Source organism: Acinetobacter sp. 24-47-64 (assembly GCF_057737055.1).
Genome location: NZ_CM173215.1, coordinates 2,843,823 through 2,860,076 on the forward strand (window position 1 = coordinate 2,843,823; position 16,254 = coordinate 2,860,076).

14 protein-coding genes and 2 pseudogenes are annotated in these 16,254 nt (G+C 40.4%); 9 read left to right on the plus strand and 7 right to left on the minus strand.

The features are described 5' to 3' along the window. The first annotated feature begins 46 nt into the window (after positions 1 to 46). On the plus strand, positions 47 to 301 hold the full coding sequence (locus AC1M85_RS13490) for a zinc-ribbon domain-containing protein (RefSeq protein ID WP_035263916.1): 255 nt from the start codon (positions 47 to 49) through the stop codon (positions 299 to 301). 16 nt (positions 302 to 317) lie between these two features. Here AC1M85_RS13490 and ftsW read toward each other — a convergent pair whose 3' ends face one another. The 5 genes from ftsW to AC1M85_RS13515 all read right to left on the minus strand — a co-directional run bounded on the left by ftsW (position 318) and on the right by AC1M85_RS13515 (position 5,408). Continuing rightward, the gene (gene ftsW, locus AC1M85_RS13495; protein ID WP_488213233.1) at positions 318 to 1,514 is read right to left on the minus strand and encodes a putative lipid II flippase FtsW; all 1,197 of its coding nucleotides are present in this window, start codon (positions 1,512 to 1,514) and stop codon (positions 318 to 320) included. A gap of 10 nt (positions 1,515 to 1,524) precedes the next feature. Beyond that, complete coding sequence (gene murD, locus AC1M85_RS13500) at positions 1,525 to 2,880, minus strand: UDP-N-acetylmuramoyl-L-alanine--D-glutamate ligase (RefSeq protein WP_488213234.1); 1,356 nt, start codon at positions 2,878 to 2,880, stop codon at positions 1,525 to 1,527. Positions 2,881 to 3,030: 150 nt separating this feature from the next. Continuing rightward, entirely contained in the window at positions 3,031 to 3,279 is a 249-nt protein-coding gene (locus AC1M85_RS13505) for a DUF6587 family protein (protein WP_488213235.1), read from the minus strand. A gap of 24 nt (positions 3,280 to 3,303) precedes the next feature. Next, complete coding sequence (feoB, locus tag AC1M85_RS13510; protein ID WP_092767324.1) at positions 3,304 to 5,160, minus strand: ferrous iron transport protein B; 1,857 nt, start codon at positions 5,158 to 5,160, stop codon at positions 3,304 to 3,306. Continuing rightward, entirely contained in the window at positions 5,157 to 5,408 is a 252-nt protein-coding gene (locus AC1M85_RS13515) for a FeoA family protein (RefSeq protein ID WP_092767423.1), read from the minus strand. The genes feoB and AC1M85_RS13515 overlap by 4 nt, the downstream gene beginning before the upstream one ends. Before the next feature lie 170 nt (positions 5,409 to 5,578). On the opposite strand from AC1M85_RS13515, the gene xerD reads away from it, so the two are divergent. The 4 genes from xerD to thrC all read left to right on the plus strand — a co-directional run bounded on the left by xerD (position 5,579) and on the right by thrC (position 10,050). After that, positions 5,579 to 6,496, plus strand: a complete 918-nt coding sequence (gene xerD, locus AC1M85_RS13520) for a site-specific tyrosine recombinase XerD (RefSeq protein WP_092767326.1) — start codon at positions 5,579 to 5,581, stop codon at positions 6,494 to 6,496. 109 nt (positions 6,497 to 6,605) lie between these two features. Next, positions 6,606 to 7,421 carry a DsbC family protein gene (locus AC1M85_RS13525; protein ID WP_179998886.1) on the plus strand — a complete coding sequence of 272 codons (816 nt, stop codon included), beginning with the start codon at positions 6,606 to 6,608 and terminating at the stop codon, positions 7,419 to 7,421. A gap of 124 nt (positions 7,422 to 7,545) precedes the next feature. Beyond that, the gene (locus tag AC1M85_RS13530) at positions 7,546 to 8,850 is read left to right on the plus strand and encodes a homoserine dehydrogenase (protein WP_092767329.1); all 1,305 of its coding nucleotides are present in this window, start codon (positions 7,546 to 7,548) and stop codon (positions 8,848 to 8,850) included. A 60-nt stretch (positions 8,851 to 8,910) separates the two neighbouring features. Continuing rightward, complete coding sequence (gene thrC / locus AC1M85_RS13535) at positions 8,911 to 10,050, plus strand: threonine synthase (protein ID WP_092767330.1); 1,140 nt, start codon at positions 8,911 to 8,913, stop codon at positions 10,048 to 10,050. Between the two features lie 48 nt (positions 10,051 to 10,098). Here thrC and AC1M85_RS13540 read toward each other — a convergent pair whose 3' ends face one another. After that, a complete protein-coding gene (locus tag AC1M85_RS13540; RefSeq protein ID WP_179998887.1) occupies positions 10,099 to 11,160 on the minus strand; it encodes a serine hydrolase in 1,062 nt (353 codons plus the stop codon). 217 nt (positions 11,161 to 11,377) lie between these two features. Here AC1M85_RS13540 and gacA point away from each other — a divergent pair, with 217 nt between their 5' ends. The 4 genes and pseudogenes from gacA to AC1M85_RS13560 all read left to right on the plus strand — a co-directional run. Continuing rightward, on the plus strand, positions 11,378 to 12,013 hold the full coding sequence (gene gacA / locus AC1M85_RS13545) for a response regulator transcription factor GacA (protein WP_035263902.1): 636 nt from the start codon (positions 11,378 to 11,380) through the stop codon (positions 12,011 to 12,013). Positions 12,014 to 12,031: 18 nt separating this feature from the next. After that, positions 12,032 to 13,603 carry a sensor histidine kinase gene (locus tag AC1M85_RS13550; protein ID WP_481611907.1) on the plus strand — a complete coding sequence of 524 codons (1,572 nt, stop codon included), beginning with the start codon at positions 12,032 to 12,034 and terminating at the stop codon, positions 13,601 to 13,603. 17 nt (positions 13,604 to 13,620) lie between these two features. Further along, a pseudogene (locus AC1M85_RS13555) lies at positions 13,621 to 14,749 on the plus strand (sigma-54-dependent transcriptional regulator); the annotation flags it as partial. A 107-nt stretch (positions 14,750 to 14,856) separates the two neighbouring features. Next, a pseudogene (locus AC1M85_RS13560) lies at positions 14,857 to 15,036 on the plus strand (helix-turn-helix domain-containing protein); the annotation flags it as partial. 28 nt (positions 15,037 to 15,064) lie between these two features. On the opposite strand, the gene AC1M85_RS13565 reads toward AC1M85_RS13560, so the two are convergent. Then, complete coding sequence (locus tag AC1M85_RS13565) at positions 15,065 to 16,240, minus strand: S41 family peptidase (RefSeq protein ID WP_228143113.1); 1,176 nt, start codon at positions 16,238 to 16,240, stop codon at positions 15,065 to 15,067. Positions 16,241 to 16,254 lie beyond the last annotated feature (14 nt).

A 16,254-nucleotide genomic window follows, 5' to 3' on the forward strand; every position in this document is an offset into this window, starting at 1 on the left:
AAAATGTTTTTGAATTCCATTTAGATAGATTAATCAGGAGTTCATTATGTTTTTTATTTTTGGGGTAGGACCTAAAACCATCAAAACGGAAAAGGGGCAATTTCTATGCCCAGTCTGTCGTACATATAGCAATTATGAAATTAAACAACAACGCAATTATTTTTCTTTATTTTTTATTCCATTGATTCCACTATCAAAACCCAAATCTGGTCAAGTCACCTGTTTAAACTGTGGCACACATATGCCAACGATGGTGTTGCAGCAAAATAGTACTCCACCATCATCAGATTTGAATGCTTAAGATACAATCGTGTATTTTAAAAGCTAGATACTTCCTTAGCCTGATTCTTTTCTTGGGTTGTTGCTTCAATTTTCAGCATTAAACTGACCATGACAGCACACATAATCAGAGATGAACCACCATAACTAATAAATGGTAAAGTTAAACCTTTTGTTGGGAGCAGCCCCATATTCATGCCAGCATTTACCATAATTTGCAGAACAAAAATAATGCTAATCCCGTAAGCCAAATAACCCGCTCTCAAGAATTGATGTTGAATGGCACGATGCCCAATTCGAATACACGCACCCACCATAAGAAATGACAGTGCGAGAACAACCGTAATGCCCATGAAACCGAACTCTTCTGCCAAAATAGCCAACATAAAGTCCGTATGCGCCTCAGGGAGATAAGACATTTTTTGAATACTATGGCCTAAGCCTACCCCTAACCATTCACCACGTCCAAAGGCCATAAGCGCATTTGAAAGCTGATAACCAGAACCTAAAGGATCTGCCCATGGATTGGTAAAAGACATTAAACGCTCGAAACGATAAGGCTCGAACACAACCAGCACTACAAATGCCATGATAATGGCACCCAATGCAATACCAAACTGGATTAGTGGCGCACCTGCAAGAAAGAACACCCCTAACATCGTTAAGGCAACCACTACCGTTGCACCTAAGTCAGGTTCAGCAATAATCAAACCAACTGTACATAGCATTACTGTTGCTAATCGTGCCAGCCCTTTCACATTATTCCGCACTTCTTCTGCCCGACGGACAACATAATCTGCAGTAAAAATAGCCATCATCACTTTCGCAGCTTCAGTAGGCTGGAAGGTAAATCCTGCGATTCGAATCCAACGCGTCGAACCGTTCACTTCCGAACCGACTAATAACACCGCGACAAGCAATGCCATACTCATCATCCATAACGGAAATGTGTTATTAAACCAGGTATTTAACGAAACACGATAAACCAAAATTGCTGCGACAAACGCAACCACGATGGATATGGCATGGCGGATGACATAGTGGAATGGATTTTCATGCAATCTTTCTGCGTAAGGCATAGAAGCTGAACCAACCATCACCGTTCCAATACAGAGCAGTGCAATCACACAAAAAATTAGAACATTCCTTGATGTAATTTCACTTGGAATACGTGGTAACCAACGTTGGTAAATTTTATTCACTTTATCAATCGTTGTCTGAGCTGACTCAGCCATATCTTCGTCCTTATTTTTCTTCGTGCAGCGCATTCACACAAGCAACAAATTGATGTCCGCGTTGTGGATAGCCAGTAAACATATCAAAACTTGCACATGCCGGCGAAAGTAATACCACATCATGTTGCTGTGTATTTGCTTGGCATAATTTTACTGCTTCTTCTAATGATGTAGCGTGAAGAATTGTGGTTGTGCCTTGAATTGCTTGTTCAATCACTGGCGCATCTTCACCAATGAGTACCGCGAGTTTTGCAAATTCCGTTAATGATTTTCTTAAAGCAGTAAAATCTTGCCCTTTACCTTGACCACCTAAAATGATGGCAACTTTAGCTTTCTGTACTGCGATCGCCGCACCTAAGCCGTCTAATGCTGCTAAGGTTGCCCCAATATTTGTACCTTTTGAGTCGTTATAATAACGAACACCTTGCACTTCTTTGACAAATTCGCAGCGATGCTCCAACCCCTTGAAGGTTTTCAAAGTTTCCAGCATGACCTCTAATGGTAGACCTATCGCTTCACCTAAAGCTAAACACGCAAGTGCATTTGCGACATTGTGTGTCCCTTGAATATACATCTCAGAACTTTTCAATAAACGTTCACGCCCCCTTGCTAGCCACATCGTGCCATCAGTATCTCTGAGTACGCCATACTGATTCATATCTGGTGCATTGAGCCCAAAACTCTGCATTGGCGTTGCATCAGGTACTAAAGGACGTGTCAAAGAGTCATCCCGATTAAAGACCACTTTCTTGACACCTTGAAAAATACGATGTTTGGCAGTGTGATATCCCATCATATCGCCATGACGATCGAGATGGTCTTCGCTCATATTTAAGACGACAGCAACTTCAGCATTTAAGTTCGATGTAGTTTCTAATTGGAAACTGGATAGTTCTAAGATATATAGCTCTGGATCATCTTTGGTTAAATCTAAGGCTGGACGTCCTAAATTCCCCCCTACAGCAACTTTTTTACCTGCATCTTTCGCCATTAAGCCGATCAAGGTGGTCACTGTACTTTTTGCATTAGAACCTGTTATTGCAACAATAGGCTTTTCAGTCGCACGTCGTAAAATTTGAATTTCACTGACAACAGGAATGCCTTGTGCAAGCGCTGTTTGAATCACTGGCAGTTTAGGATCAAGCCCTGGACTGATAATAATTTCCTCAGCAGACAACAACATTTCTTCGTCAAATTTTCCAAAGCTAGTTTGGACTTCAGGTGGAATTTGATCATGTCCAGGTGGAGAGGTCCTCGAATCTGTTACTGCAACGTGATAGCCTTTTTCATGTAGAAAATTTACCGCAGCAACACCCGAAATTCCGAGTCCTGCGACAACTTTTAATCCACCACGCTGTATTAACATTTCTGCCCCATATTTTAGTCTAATTAGAAACTGCCGAAATGTTAGCACTTTGCTGCTTTGAATGCTTTTTTTGATTTCATAATCTTGACATTATTTTGTGTCCATGCGTAAAAAAACCGCCAATTTAGGCGGTTTTTTTATTGAAGTAAACTACTTCCATTTCACAGCTTGAGGGTTTAACTTGGGTGTTTCCTTGTCTGAAACAGGACAAGCGCAATTTCCGCCACATCCAGTAGTCATTTTGGGTTTAAGCCACTTTGATAGTGCCTTCCACCCTTTTCTTTCCGTGGCATCTGACAGTTTCATAAAGACTGAATTTGACGTCTGTGGAAAAACCTTTTTGAATACGACCAATGCACTCCAAAGGACCAATGCCGTAATAATTAGAATTTCAATCATCTCAGTCTCCTCACCTCTTCAGATTTAAGCTAATACGCTGGTCGCGACTTGATAGGTTAAAAACGACATAAAATACGCTAAACCAAATAAATAGACGGTCATAAAGCCAACTGTCTTCCAAGAACCTGTTTCGCGTTTCACTGTCGCTAATGTCGCCAAACAATGTGGTGCATAAATGAACCAGACCAAAAGTGATAATCCTGTTGCTAAAGACCAGCCCAAATCCCCACCACTACTAATCAGTGATGCCAAGCCTTCCGACATCGCATCCTCATCAACAGCAGACAAAGCATACACGGTGCCTAAAGCAGCAACGACAACTTCACGCGCAGCCATGGCTGGAATTAAAGCAATACAAATCTGCCAATTAAAGCCTAATGGCGCAAAGATTGGTTGCATCAAATGACCTAACATCCCCGCAAATGAATAATCAATCGCAGGTAATGTTGCACCCTCTGGTGGTTGTGGGAATGTGCACAAGAACCATAATAAAATAGAAAGCGCAAAGATGATTCCACCGACTCGCTTCAAAAAGATTTTTGCTCGATCAAGCAAGCCAATCCACACGTTTTTCAAATCTGGAAAACGATAGCTTGGAAGTTCCATCAATAACATATGTTGAGATTTATCTTTTTGGAAAAACTTCAACACAAACGATACGATCAATGCACTCACAATCCCTGCCATATATAGACCGAACAGCACTAAACCTTGAAGGTTAAATAGTCCCCAAACCGTTTGAGAAGGCACAAAAGCTGCAATCAACAACGCATAGACGGGTAAACGAGCTGAACAAGTCATCAATGGCGCAACAAAGATCGTGGTCAAACGGTCTCTTGGATCACTAATAGTCCGTGATGCCATGATTCCAGGAATTGCACACGCAAAACTCGACAGTAATGGAATAAATGCACGTCCCGAAAGACCTGCTTTATACATCAACTTATCAAGTAAGAATGCCGCTCGGGGTAAATAACCTGATTCTTCAAGCACCAAGATAAAGAAGAATAAGATGAGAATCTGAGGCAAAAAGACAACTACACCACCTGCACCCGCGATAATTCCATCAACCACTAAACTATTGAGTAATGGATGGGCAATATTCTCACCAACGACTTCACCCAACCAGCCAAAGAACGTCTCAATACCATCCATGAAGGGTGCCGCCCAAGCAAAAACTGCTTGGAAAATGATGAACATCATCACCGCTAAACTGAATAGACCAAGTACTGGGTGCAGAAAGATTTTATCGAGAAAAACTGAACGTTTATCATCAAATTCAACAAATTGAACGGCATCTTTGACAATCGCTTCAACTTTGTCGTGATCAGATCCTTTCAAACCTGTCAGCTCAGTTTGAGGAACAGCATATTTGCCATGATCTAGCGCATTCATCAGGTTTTCAATACCTGAGCGACGCACAGCAACCGTTTCTACAACTGGAATGCCTAGGCGCTCAGAAAGCTTTTGGGTATTGATTTGCATTCCACGACGACGAGCTTCATCCATCATGTTAAGTACGAGTAGCATTGGACGACCCAATTGGATCAACTCCAAAACTAAACCAAGGTGCAACTTCAAATTGGTTGCATCAACAACGCATAAAAATGCATCTTGATGACCTTCTTCCGCAATTTTCCCATAAACAACATCACGGGTGATTTCTTCATCTGGACTAGTTGCGTCTAAACTATACGTTCCTGGCAAGTCTAAAACACGAACCGCTTTACCTGAGTTTAACGTGAAGTGACCAATTTTTCGCTCAACGGTTACACCTGCATAGTTACCTACTTTTTGGCGTGTTCCAGTCAAATGATTGAATAATGAAGTTTTACCACAGTTAGGATTACCAACAAGGGCAACACGCAACGCATCGCTCATGCCGACACTCCTTCTATTTCAATTTTTTGTGCTTCATTTTTTCTTAAGGCAAAGCGAGTAAAACCCACTTGAATGAGAATTGGATCGCCGCCAAACAGTCCTTTCGTAATGACTTGTACTTTAGTTCCGGAAACAAATCCTAGCGTTTCTAAACGACTTGCCACCATATCTGTAGAAGTACCATCTACAGTGCGATGCACTTGCGTAATGATGGCAGATTGTTTGACTTTCAAATCAGATAAACGCACCGTACCTAACCCTAAAAAATTTTGAACAGTATACATACAAATGAGAATTATTACCGCACTCTCATCAAGAATGATTCGCATCTTCTTATAACACATCGACATGCATAGAAAATTACACTACATTAGATAATCTCAATTAAATCAATCGAATTTCCCAATCGAATATCCCTATGATTAATAAGAAACCTCGAGTTCCTGCACCCATTCAAATTCCAGAACAACTTTCGTTCTTACACGGATTTCGAGATTATTTAATCGCTCAGTCTGTTAGCCCACACACCCGAAATGCCTATCTCACAGATTTAGTCCAATGCAGTACTCTGTTAACCAGCCCCATGACCTTATGGTCACACGATGATATTTCAGATGTACTGATTGAGCTCACCAAACAAGGGAAAAGTCCTCGATCAATTGCTCGCACTTTATCGGCACTTCGGTCTTTCTATAAATTTTTAAGAGAGCAAAATTTAAGAACAGATAATCCTATAGCCGCACATAAAACACCCAAGTTAGGACGAGCGTTACCTAAAGATTTATCTGAGCAAGATGTTGAATCACTCATTCAAGCACCAGATACAAACACAGCGTTAGGCTTGCGTGATCGCACGATGTTTGAAGTCCTGTATGCTTGTGGTTTACGCGTGAGCGAACTGATTAATTTAAGAATAGATCACATCAATCTCAATCAGGGTTTTTTGCGAATCTTGGGCAAGGGAAATAAAGAACGTTTAGTTCCTTTGGGGCAAATTGCTGTGGAATGGATTGAAAAATATTTAGCAGAAGCTCGTCCACAACTCTATAAAAGTGCTACAGATTACTTATTTCTGACCCAACATGGCGGGATTATGAGCCGTCAAAACTTTTGGTATGCCATCAAACGTTATGCCCTCCAAGCAGGTATAGCGACAGAGCTATCCCCCCATACATTAAGACATGCTTTTGCAACTCACCTGCTCAATCACGGTGCAGATCTCCGAGTGGTACAAATGCTCCTCGGGCATAGTGATTTATCGACAACACAAATTTATACGCATGTTGCACAAATTCGCATGCAACAACTTCATGCTCAGCATCATCCCCGTGGCTAAGTCATCGATCTGAATTTTGTAGCACTAAGCTATAATTTACGATTTGAGAATATTTTTTGTTATGCTTAGCGCAGTAAAAATAATGCTGAAAACTTTAAAAGGGTTGTTTATGTTATTTACCCGTTCGAAAATTTTATTCGCTTCTACCCTTGCAACGACGCTTTTTATGAGTGCATGCTCCAAATCTGAAGACACACAAAAATCAGATGGTACTTTAACGGCAACTGCTCCAGCAACCGGCCAAGCATCAAATTTAACTGAGCGAAATGCGCAACAACGCTTGATTCAAAAGTTAGAGAAAAATTTTAAAACCGCAAATATCAATGCCAAAATTATCGACATTAAACCAACCGAAGTACCAAATCTTTACTGGGTCAATTTAGAGGGTATGACTGCGGTATACACTACTGCAGATGGTCAATATATTTTCCAAGGTGATTTACTACGTTTAGGTAATAAAAAAGTTGAAGATATTGGACAATCCTTCCAGTCGGCATTGAGTAAAGGGTTACTAAGCCAGTTAAAAGCTGAAGATCTCATTATTTATCCAGCTAAATCTAAAACCAAACATATCGTTTACGTTTTTACAGATATCAGCTGCCCTTACTGCCATAAATTGCATGAACATATGGATGAAATCAATTCTAAAGGAATTGAAGTTCGTTATATCGCGTGGCCACGTGGAGAACAGTATTTCCCAGCAATGGAAAGTGTCTGGTGTAGTAAAGATCGTAAAACTGCATTTGATCAAGCTATTGCAGGTCAACAATTGGACAATACCAACTGTGAAAATCCTGTTAAAGATCAGTACCAAATGGGTTTAAAAATGGGTGTAAATGGAACGCCTGCAATTTACAGCTCAGAAGGTGTTTATCTTGGTGGATACATGACAGCAGATGAAATACTACGTAGCTTAAATAACTAATATTTATGAGATAAATTACTGCTTTTTATACATCAATATTTAACTCGATTGACCCTAGAGTCTGCCTCTTTTTTTAGCTATGATCTAGGTTCAATAAAATTTTACATATTTTTTGGAGTGTGACGTGAAACCAGTTCGTCTGGCAATACTCGGTCTTGGAACCGTAGGTGGTGGTGCCCTTAAACTATTACAAGAAAACGCTGCTGAAATTAGACGTCGCACCGGTCGTGAAATTCAAATTACTTATGTGGGTACTCGTCGCCCTCGCCCAGATTTAAATCTTCCTGACTCAGTTAAACAAAGTGCCGACCTTCTTGATATCGTTCGTCAACCTGATGTTGATGTTGTTGTTGAAGTCATGGGCGGTATTCACCCTGCTTATGAAGTCATCAAAGAAGCAATTGTTCATGGCAAACAAGTTGTCACTGCAAATAAGGCGCTTTTAGCTGAACATGGTAACGAATTATTTAAACTTGCTGAAGACAATGCTGTGCAGATCGCCTATGAAGCAGCTGTTGCTGGCGGTATTCCAATTATCAAAGTAATTCGTGAAGGCTTAGCTGCCAACAAAATCGATTGGCTTGCAGGCATCATTAATGGTACAGGCAACTTTATCCTAAGTGAAATGCGTGAAAAAGGACGTGCTTTTGCGGACGTTCTGAAAGAAGCGCAAGAACTTGGCTATGCTGAAGCAGATCCAACCTTTGATGTAGAAGGGATTGATGCTGCTCACAAGTTAACCATTCTTGCATCTTGTGCATTTGGTATTCCACTTCAATTTGATAAAGTTTTTACTGAAGGAATTGGTAAAGTTACTGCTCAAGATGTGAAGTATGCTGAAGATCTTGGCTTCCGTATTAAGCATTTAGGTATTGCACGTCGTGCAGAAAAAGGCATTGAACTACGTGTTCACCCAACGCTCATTCCAGATGACCAGTTGATCGCAAATGTAAACGGCGTTAAAAATGCTGTTCTCGTACAAGCGAACGCAGTCGGCCCAACTTTATATTATGGTGCTGGTGCTGGTGCTGGTCCAACTGCTTCTGCCGTAGTCGCTGACGTTGTCGATATCGTTCGTGACATTTCTTATACTGAAGACGGTGCTGGAACTATTCCACAATTAGCATTTGAAGCACTCACAGACTTACCAATTCTAAGTCGTGAAGAAATGACAACGGGTTACTACATCCGTATTAATGCTGAAGATCAAACAGGCGTACTTGCTGAAGTTACTACGATCTTGAGTCGTGCAGGAATCAGTATTGATGCCATTATGCAGCAACCTCGCTTAAAAGACCTTATTCCTATCGTGATTCTGACAGATCCTATTGTTGAATCAAAAATGGATGAAGCGCTTTCACAAATTCAAGCATTACCCGTCATCCATGGCGAAATTGTACGAATTCGTTTAGAATCGCTTGATAATTAATCATCTCGGGTAGAGGGTACTGCTGCCCTCTCCAGCTCTACACACAATTGGAACATCATCATGTCTAATGCCAATCGTTACACTGGTTTAGTTGACCGTTATCGCGACCGTTTACCAGTGTCTGCAACTACTCGTGCAATCTCCCTAGGCGAAGGTAATACACCACTGATTAAGCTTGCGAATATTCCACGTTTAATTGGCAAAAATGTTGAAATTTATGTGAAGTACGAAGGCTTAAACCCGACTGGTTCATTTAAAGACCGTGGTATGACCATGGCAGTCACTAAAGCGGTTGAAGAAGGCTCTAAAGCGATTATCTGTGCATCTACAGGTAATACCTCTGCTGCCGCTGCCGCTTATGCTGCTCGCGCTGGTATTAAAGCATTCGTTTTAATTCCAGAAGGCAAAATTGCAATGGGTAAAATGGCTCAAGCAATGATGTATGGTGCGATCACAATGCAAATTCGTGGTAACTTCGATGACGGTATGCGCCTTGTTAAAGAAGTTGCTGACCAAGCCCCTGTAACTATCGTAAACTCAATCAACCCTTACCGTTTGCAAGGCCAAAAAACGATTGCATACGAAATCGTTGATGAATTAGGTCGTGCACCTGACTATCACTGCTTACCAGTAGGCAACGCAGGTAACATCACTGCACACTGGATGGGTTATACAGAAGCTGTTGCAAACCAACCTGCGGATCAATTTGAGCAAGTAATTTATGATGCTGAAACTGATCAATTCACTGGTCCTAAACCTGAAGGTTTACCGACGATGGTTGGCTATCAAGCTTCTGGCGCAGCACCATTCTTACGTGGTGCACCTGTTCAAAACCCTGAAACTGTTGCAACAGCAATCCGTATTGGTAACCCACAAAGCTGGAACCATGCGAAAGCGGTAGTACGTGACTCTCAAGGTTGGTTTGATGAATTAACAGACGCTGAAATCTTAGAAGCACAACGTTTGCTTTCTATGTATGAAGGTGTATTTGTTGAGCCTGCTTCTGCAGCTTCGATTGGTGGTGCAATCCGCGATATTAAAGCGGGCAAAATTGCTGAAGGTTCAGTCATTGTTTGTACTGTAACAGGTAACGGTCTTAAAGATCCTGATACTGCAATCAAACAGTGTTCTGATGCAGTCATGCTTTCAATTGATGCAACGATGGATCAAGTACGCGATTCAATTTTGTCTAATATGTAAGATTGCATGATAAAAAACCCTGCAGATGCAGGGTTTTTTATTTATGGTCTAGATCGCACGTGGTAACTGACTGGTCCAACGCATTAAGCGAACAGCATCATCATTACGAGCTTGAGTATTGCTTGCTCCTAAAAGCACAACTACAGCTGGACGATTATTCAAAGTCGTATGCATCACCACACAACGCCCAGCCTCATTAATAAATCCCGTCTTTGAAATGTTAATATTCCAGCCACCGTTACGAACGAGAGAGTTCGTGTTGTTCGATTTCAACACACGATAACCGAGGTTAAAGTCATAGGTTGGCGTCGTAGAAAATTGACGAATAAGACCGTACTGTGATGCAGTACTCACCAATATGCCCAAGTCCCGCGCAGAAGCAACATTGCGAGGATCTAGACCTGTAGACTCAGTAAATTTAGATGAATACATCCCTAAGGCACGTGCTTTATTATTCATAGCAGAGACGAAAGCCGCACGACCTCCTGGATATGTTCGAGCCAAAGCCGCAGCTGCAGGATTTTCAGATTTCATTAAAGCGAATAATAAGGCTTCAGCACGATTCATTGTGTCACCTACACGCAATGTCGAGCTTGAGTTTTTACCACCCGCACCTGCAAAATCAATACTTTGCAGCGTAATATTTTCAGACATATTTAATTGTGCATCTGCAATCACTACAGCAGTCATTAACTTTGTAACAGACGCAATCGGTAGAGCAGTATTCGTGTTCTTACTAAATAAGACCTCACCTGTATTTGCATCCATGACCAATGCTGCACGCGCGTTTACTGAAGGTTGGTTGCTATAGCGACTATTATCAAGAATCTGCGTGGTTGGTGATGTTGAAGTCGCAGGGCCTGTAGATTTACGAATTGTTGTTGTAATTGTGGTCGTTGCTTGAGGTGTATACTCTTCTGAAGAGGAAGTAGAAGCCTTGACACTATCATTATTTAAGAATTGGCTTGCATCTTCAGATGACCAACTGATACTCGCTTGCCCCGGTGCAGAATTAGCATGATTAATTAATTCTGCAAAGCTCAATGAGCTCATAGAGAGTAGTACTGATGTAGTCAGTACATGCATTAGCGTTAATTTCTGTTTTTTCACGATAACTTACTCATCTCACGGAGGCATTTTGCATCATTGCTAATCACCTCAAATATGACTTACATTTAGGTACAAACGTGATTAATATTAAACCACGTGATTATGCACAGTATTTTAGTAAAGATTATGAATAGCATTGCTATTTTTGTTAGTCCAATGCAAGCAGTTTTTGCATCATGTAACAAAAAAGTAAGAATAGATTTCAGAGGAGGTGTTTGTGATCACGGTATTAGTGGTAGATGACCATGAGTTAGTTCGTACAGGTATTTGTCGTATGCTTGAAGATCAAGCAGATATTCAAGTCATTGGTCAAGCAGAGTCCGGTGAAGAAGCCATTAGTCTTGTTCGTCAACACCACCCTAATGTCGTCTTGCTCGATGTGAATATGCCTGGTATCGGTGGCGTAGAAACCACTCGACGTTTATTACAAACAGCGCCTGACACCAGAGTTCTCGCCGTCAGTGGTCTAGCGGAAGAACCCTATCCATCACTACTGTTAAAAGCGGGGGCTCGTGGTTATATCACGAAGGGAGCTCCAATCACAGAAATGGTGCGTGCAATCAATAAAGTCATGCAAGGTGGTAAATACTTCAGTGCAGATATTGCTGAACAGCTTGCGAGTTCTTATTTATCTGATACACAAACCTCTCCTTTTGACGCACTTTCTGAACGTGAAATGCAAGTCGCGATGATGGTTGTGAATTGTATTAGTGCCCAAGAAATTTCAGACAAACTCTTTGTTAGCGTAAAAACAGTGAATACCTACCGCTATCGTATATTTGAAAAATTAGGAATCGATAGTGATGTCAAACTGACTCATTTGGCAATTCGTTATGGTTTGATTAAGCCTTAATTTGATCTGAGTATTCCAATGACGTCTGCTGCTTCAATTTCTATTTACCAAACGATCTACCGTCTTGGAACGCTATATTCAAGTTATCGTGTCATTATCGCCCTAAGCTTAACGCTCATATTCCTACTGACTATTGATTCTGAACGTTATTTTTATCAATACGAATCAATCTATTTTTACGCTTTACTCCTTTATGTCGCAAGCAGCATTGTACAAACGATCGTTTTAAAATACTTACCACAAGCCATTTCTAAACAAATTATCACCTTATTTGCAGTTGACCTGCTCTTTCTAAATACCCTTACTTTTGCACTCGGTGGCCCCAATATCGCAATTGGGTTATTGTTTGTTATTTCCGTCTTTGCAGCAAATTTTTTACTCAGTAAAAACCAAGCCTTATTCATCACATTGGTCGCGGTGATTGGGGTCGTATATCAACAGTTTTTTGGTAGTTTGTTCTCCATTGAAAGTCTAAATAATATTGGTGACAGTGCCTTTCTTGCCTTTTTATTTTTTGTGGTTCATGGCATTGGTCAAGTATCAATACAACGGTTTCAAGTACTCGAATCCGTCAATACACATCAAGCCAATGAACTCTTTAAACTACAAAATATTAATCGCTATATTCTTGAGCAAATCGAAGTCGGTTATCTGGTCTTAGATGATCACTGTAAAATTATCGTCTGCAATCCTGCTGCATATTCCTTACTTGGTATTTCGCCCCTGTACGCTCATGAACAATATAATCTTGCCAACTTCCAACCAGATCTCTATGAAATTCTAAAAAACACATTGGTTGCTCATGGAGAGCGCTTTCAGTTTGAATCTCATCAATCATCCTATACAGTTGATATTCGTGTTCAAAAACTGGTTACGCCTCAACAAGCGCTCACGCTATTAATTTTGGAAGATGCGCAAAAACTTAATCAGAAAGTTCAACAAATGAAATTAGCTTCTCTTGGTCAATTATCAGCCAGTATTGCACATGAAATACGTAATCCTTTAGCAGCAATCGTACAAGCCAATGAGCTTAATGATGATTCGGATGAAGAACAAAAACGTATGCTCAATCAAATGATTGCCAAGCAAGCAAAGCGTATTGATAAAATCGTCAAAGACACATTGGATATGGCAAAGAATAAAAAAACTGCTGGTGTACTAATTCATTTTGAACAGTTTATGCATGATCTTATTCACCAAGATTTAGCAGATATCAGTTCTCATATTCAATTACAGCTTGAAGCTAATCTTGAAGTTTATTTTGATGAAATCCAACTGCGACAAGTTCTGATTAATTTAATTCGTAATGCTATTCGTCATAATGATCCGACCGCAGAGTACATTTTTGTCAGAAGCAGTTGTTCAGAAAATCAAATTTTTATTGATGTTATCGATTTTGGCAAAGGCATCCAACAACATGATTTATCTCAATTATTTCAACCATTTTTTAGTACTGAAACCAATGGAACTGGTTTAGGATTATATTTATCACAAAGTATTTGTGAAGCTAACCAAGCAAAATTGAGTTATATCGAACAAGAACAGCAAGGTGCATGTTTTCGTATTACATGCCATAAGACAGACGTTTAGATGGATAAGATCAGGTTATGGTAAAGCAACAACCTTTAGTACTTTTAGTCGATGATGAACCTGATTTATGTATGTTGATGCAAATGACCCTTTCTCGGATGGGCATTAAAACGCATATGGCACATCATTTGAAACAAGCGCTACGTTTTCTAAGCGAATATAAATACGATGCGTGTATCACCGATTTCAATTTACCAGATGGCAATGGCATCGATTTAGTTAAATACGTCACCCAGCACTATCCGAAGACGCCCATCGCGGTACTGACCGCCTATGCCAATATGGAGTTGGCAATCTCTGCTTTAAAAGCAGGCGCTTTCGATTTCGTCAGTAAGCCTATTAATCAACAGCATTTGCATCAATTGCTTAAGAAAGCATTACATACCCCTGCAGTGGATGATGATCTCAATCAGCTTCCGCTTGAGGAACAACTGCTGATTGGTGTCTCAGAACAAACTCAACAGCTTCGTACGGCAATCAAAAAAATAGCTCGATCACAAGCGCCCGTCTTTATTACAGGTGAATCAGGGACTGGTAAGGAAATCGTTGCGAATCTTATTCATCAACTCAGTAATCGTCATGATCATGCCTTTGTCGCGATCAATTGTGGTGCGATGAATGAAGACCTGATGGAAAGTGAATTATTTGGTCATATCAAAGGCAGTTTTGTGGGTGCTGACCAAGACAAACAAGGGTTAATTCAAACAGCTGACGGTGGAACATTATTTTTAGACGAAATTGCAGAGCTTTCACTCGCCATGCAAGCTAAATTGCTGAGAGCAGTTCAAGAAAAGAAAATCCGTCCGATTGGCAGTGATAAAGAGCTTGATGTTGATTTTAGGATTGTCAGTGCAAGCCATCAAAATCTTGAGCAATTGGTTCAACAAGGCAAATTTAGACAAGATCTATTTTTTAGAATTCATGTGATGGATTTACGTCTTACCCCACTCCGCGATAGACCCAAAGATATTCCTGTTCTAGCTCAACATTTTATTGATAAAATCAGTAGTGAATGGCGTATTGAAGCCCCTCAACTGTCTCAAGAGGCGATACAATTCCTTAAACAACAACCATTTACAGGGAATGTACGCGAACTTAAAAATATCATCGAGCGTGCACTTACACTTTGCGATGATAAGCTCATAGCCGTCGAGCATGTTAAAAGCCCTTCATTAGGCTTAACATCCCCACCTTTAGCACAACAACCAAATAGTCACATTGAAGCAACTACTGATTTAACGTCTCAAATACCCAAAGGTTTGCCCGAAGAGGGATTAGAACAATACCTTGAGAAAGTAGAAAAAGAAGTTTTAATTAATGCGTTAAACTCAACGCATTGGAACAGAACCCTAGCCGCCAAAAAATTAGGAATGACATTCCGCTCATTACGATATCGTTTAAAAAAATTTGGTTTAGATACTGAAGATGAATAACTTAGCATCACCCCGATATTGATGATATTTAACGGCTTCTTAACAATAAATCGGCTGCGTGTTGGAGGTAAACCTCCTCCTTCATATCCTGCGGCCAAGGATATTCGATATTAGGGGCTATGCCTTGCCCATCAATCTCGACACCATTCGGTGTTAAGTAATGAGATACTGTCATTTGTAGTGCCGCACCATTTTCAAGTGGAAAGAGTTTTTGCACAACACCTTTACCATAACTCTTTTCACCAATGATTACGGCGCGTTGATGATCTTTCATTGCTGCCGTAAATACTTCTGCTGCAGAAGCCGAACGTTGATTAATCAATACTCCGACTTTAAGCCCTGTAAATTCATGTCCTGGTAAAGCTTGGAATTGTTGATCACCTTCTGAACGGCTACGCGTAGATACAATCAAACCCTGATTTAAAAATAAATCTGCCGTTTCCACAGCAGAAGATAATAATCCACCCGGATTATTTCTTAGATCTATTAAAACAGCTTTGAGTTGTTGGCTATGATGCTCATCGATATAACGTTTTATTTCATTCGCAGTATCTTGCTGAAAAACTTTCACCTTTAATAGTAAAACTTGATTACTCAGCATATGTGCTTGTATATCGGCAACATCTAGTTTTTGATTTCTCACTAAAATAATTGGAGATGAGTTCGGTGATCTTTGTAAACTGATGGTTGATCCAATCGAGCCACTGAGCAAGTCTTTGACTTGATCTTGGTTTAGCAATCTAAGCTCTTGTCCATCAATTTTGTAAAGTGTAACGCCGTTGGCCAATCCTAATTTTGCCGAGTCACTATCGGGATCTAAATTTTCGATCTGCCATAAACCTCGTGAGGTATCAAAGCTAAGATCAAAATCGATACTCGCTAAATCCTCCTCGGTATATTTGAGGAGTTGGCGATAATCTTCTGGAGATAAATAGCGAGAGTAACGATCTAGCCCACTCACCAAACCTTGGATCGCTTGTAAAAATAACTGATCGTCAGTGACTTCAGTGACATAGTTTTCTTTTACTGTACCGTAAATCTGAACAAACTGCTGTATAGATTCAATCGGAACTTCTGAACTGTTTGATGACCAGTCTTCTTCTAAAGGATCAACTGCTGGACCCTTAGATCCAGCAGCGAAAGCATGAACCCCATTCAAACTTAAAGCTAGACCTAACATGAGTTTGAATAACAATGGATTCATACTGAATTCCTTCT

Coding starts and splice junctions, on each gene's coding strand:
- AC1M85_RS13490 (WP_035263916.1), top strand. CDS start 47: ATGTTTTTTATTTTTGGGGTAGGACCTAAAACCATCAAAACGGAAAAG.
- ftsW (WP_488213233.1), bottom strand. CDS start 1,514: ATGGCTGAGTCAGCTCAGACAACGATTGATAAAGTGAATAAAATTTAC.
- murD (WP_488213234.1), bottom strand. CDS start 2,880: ATGTTAATACAGCGTGGTGGATTAAAAGTTGTCGCAGGACTCGGAATT.
- AC1M85_RS13505 (WP_488213235.1), bottom strand. CDS start 3,279: ATGATTGAAATTCTAATTATTACGGCATTGGTCCTTTGGAGTGCATTG.
- feoB (WP_092767324.1), bottom strand. CDS start 5,160: ATGAGCGATGCGTTGCGTGTTGCCCTTGTTGGTAATCCTAACTGTGGT.
- xerD (WP_092767326.1), top strand. CDS start 5,579: ATGATTAATAAGAAACCTCGAGTTCCTGCACCCATTCAAATTCCAGAA.
- AC1M85_RS13525 (WP_179998886.1), top strand. CDS start 6,606: ATGTTATTTACCCGTTCGAAAATTTTATTCGCTTCTACCCTTGCAACG.
- thrC (WP_092767330.1), top strand. CDS start 8,911: ATGTCTAATGCCAATCGTTACACTGGTTTAGTTGACCGTTATCGCGAC.
- AC1M85_RS13550 (WP_481611907.1), top strand. CDS start 12,032: ATGACGTCTGCTGCTTCAATTTCTATTTACCAAACGATCTACCGTCTT.
- AC1M85_RS13565 (WP_228143113.1), bottom strand. CDS start 16,240: ATGAATCCATTGTTATTCAAACTCATGTTAGGTCTAGCTTTAAGTTTG.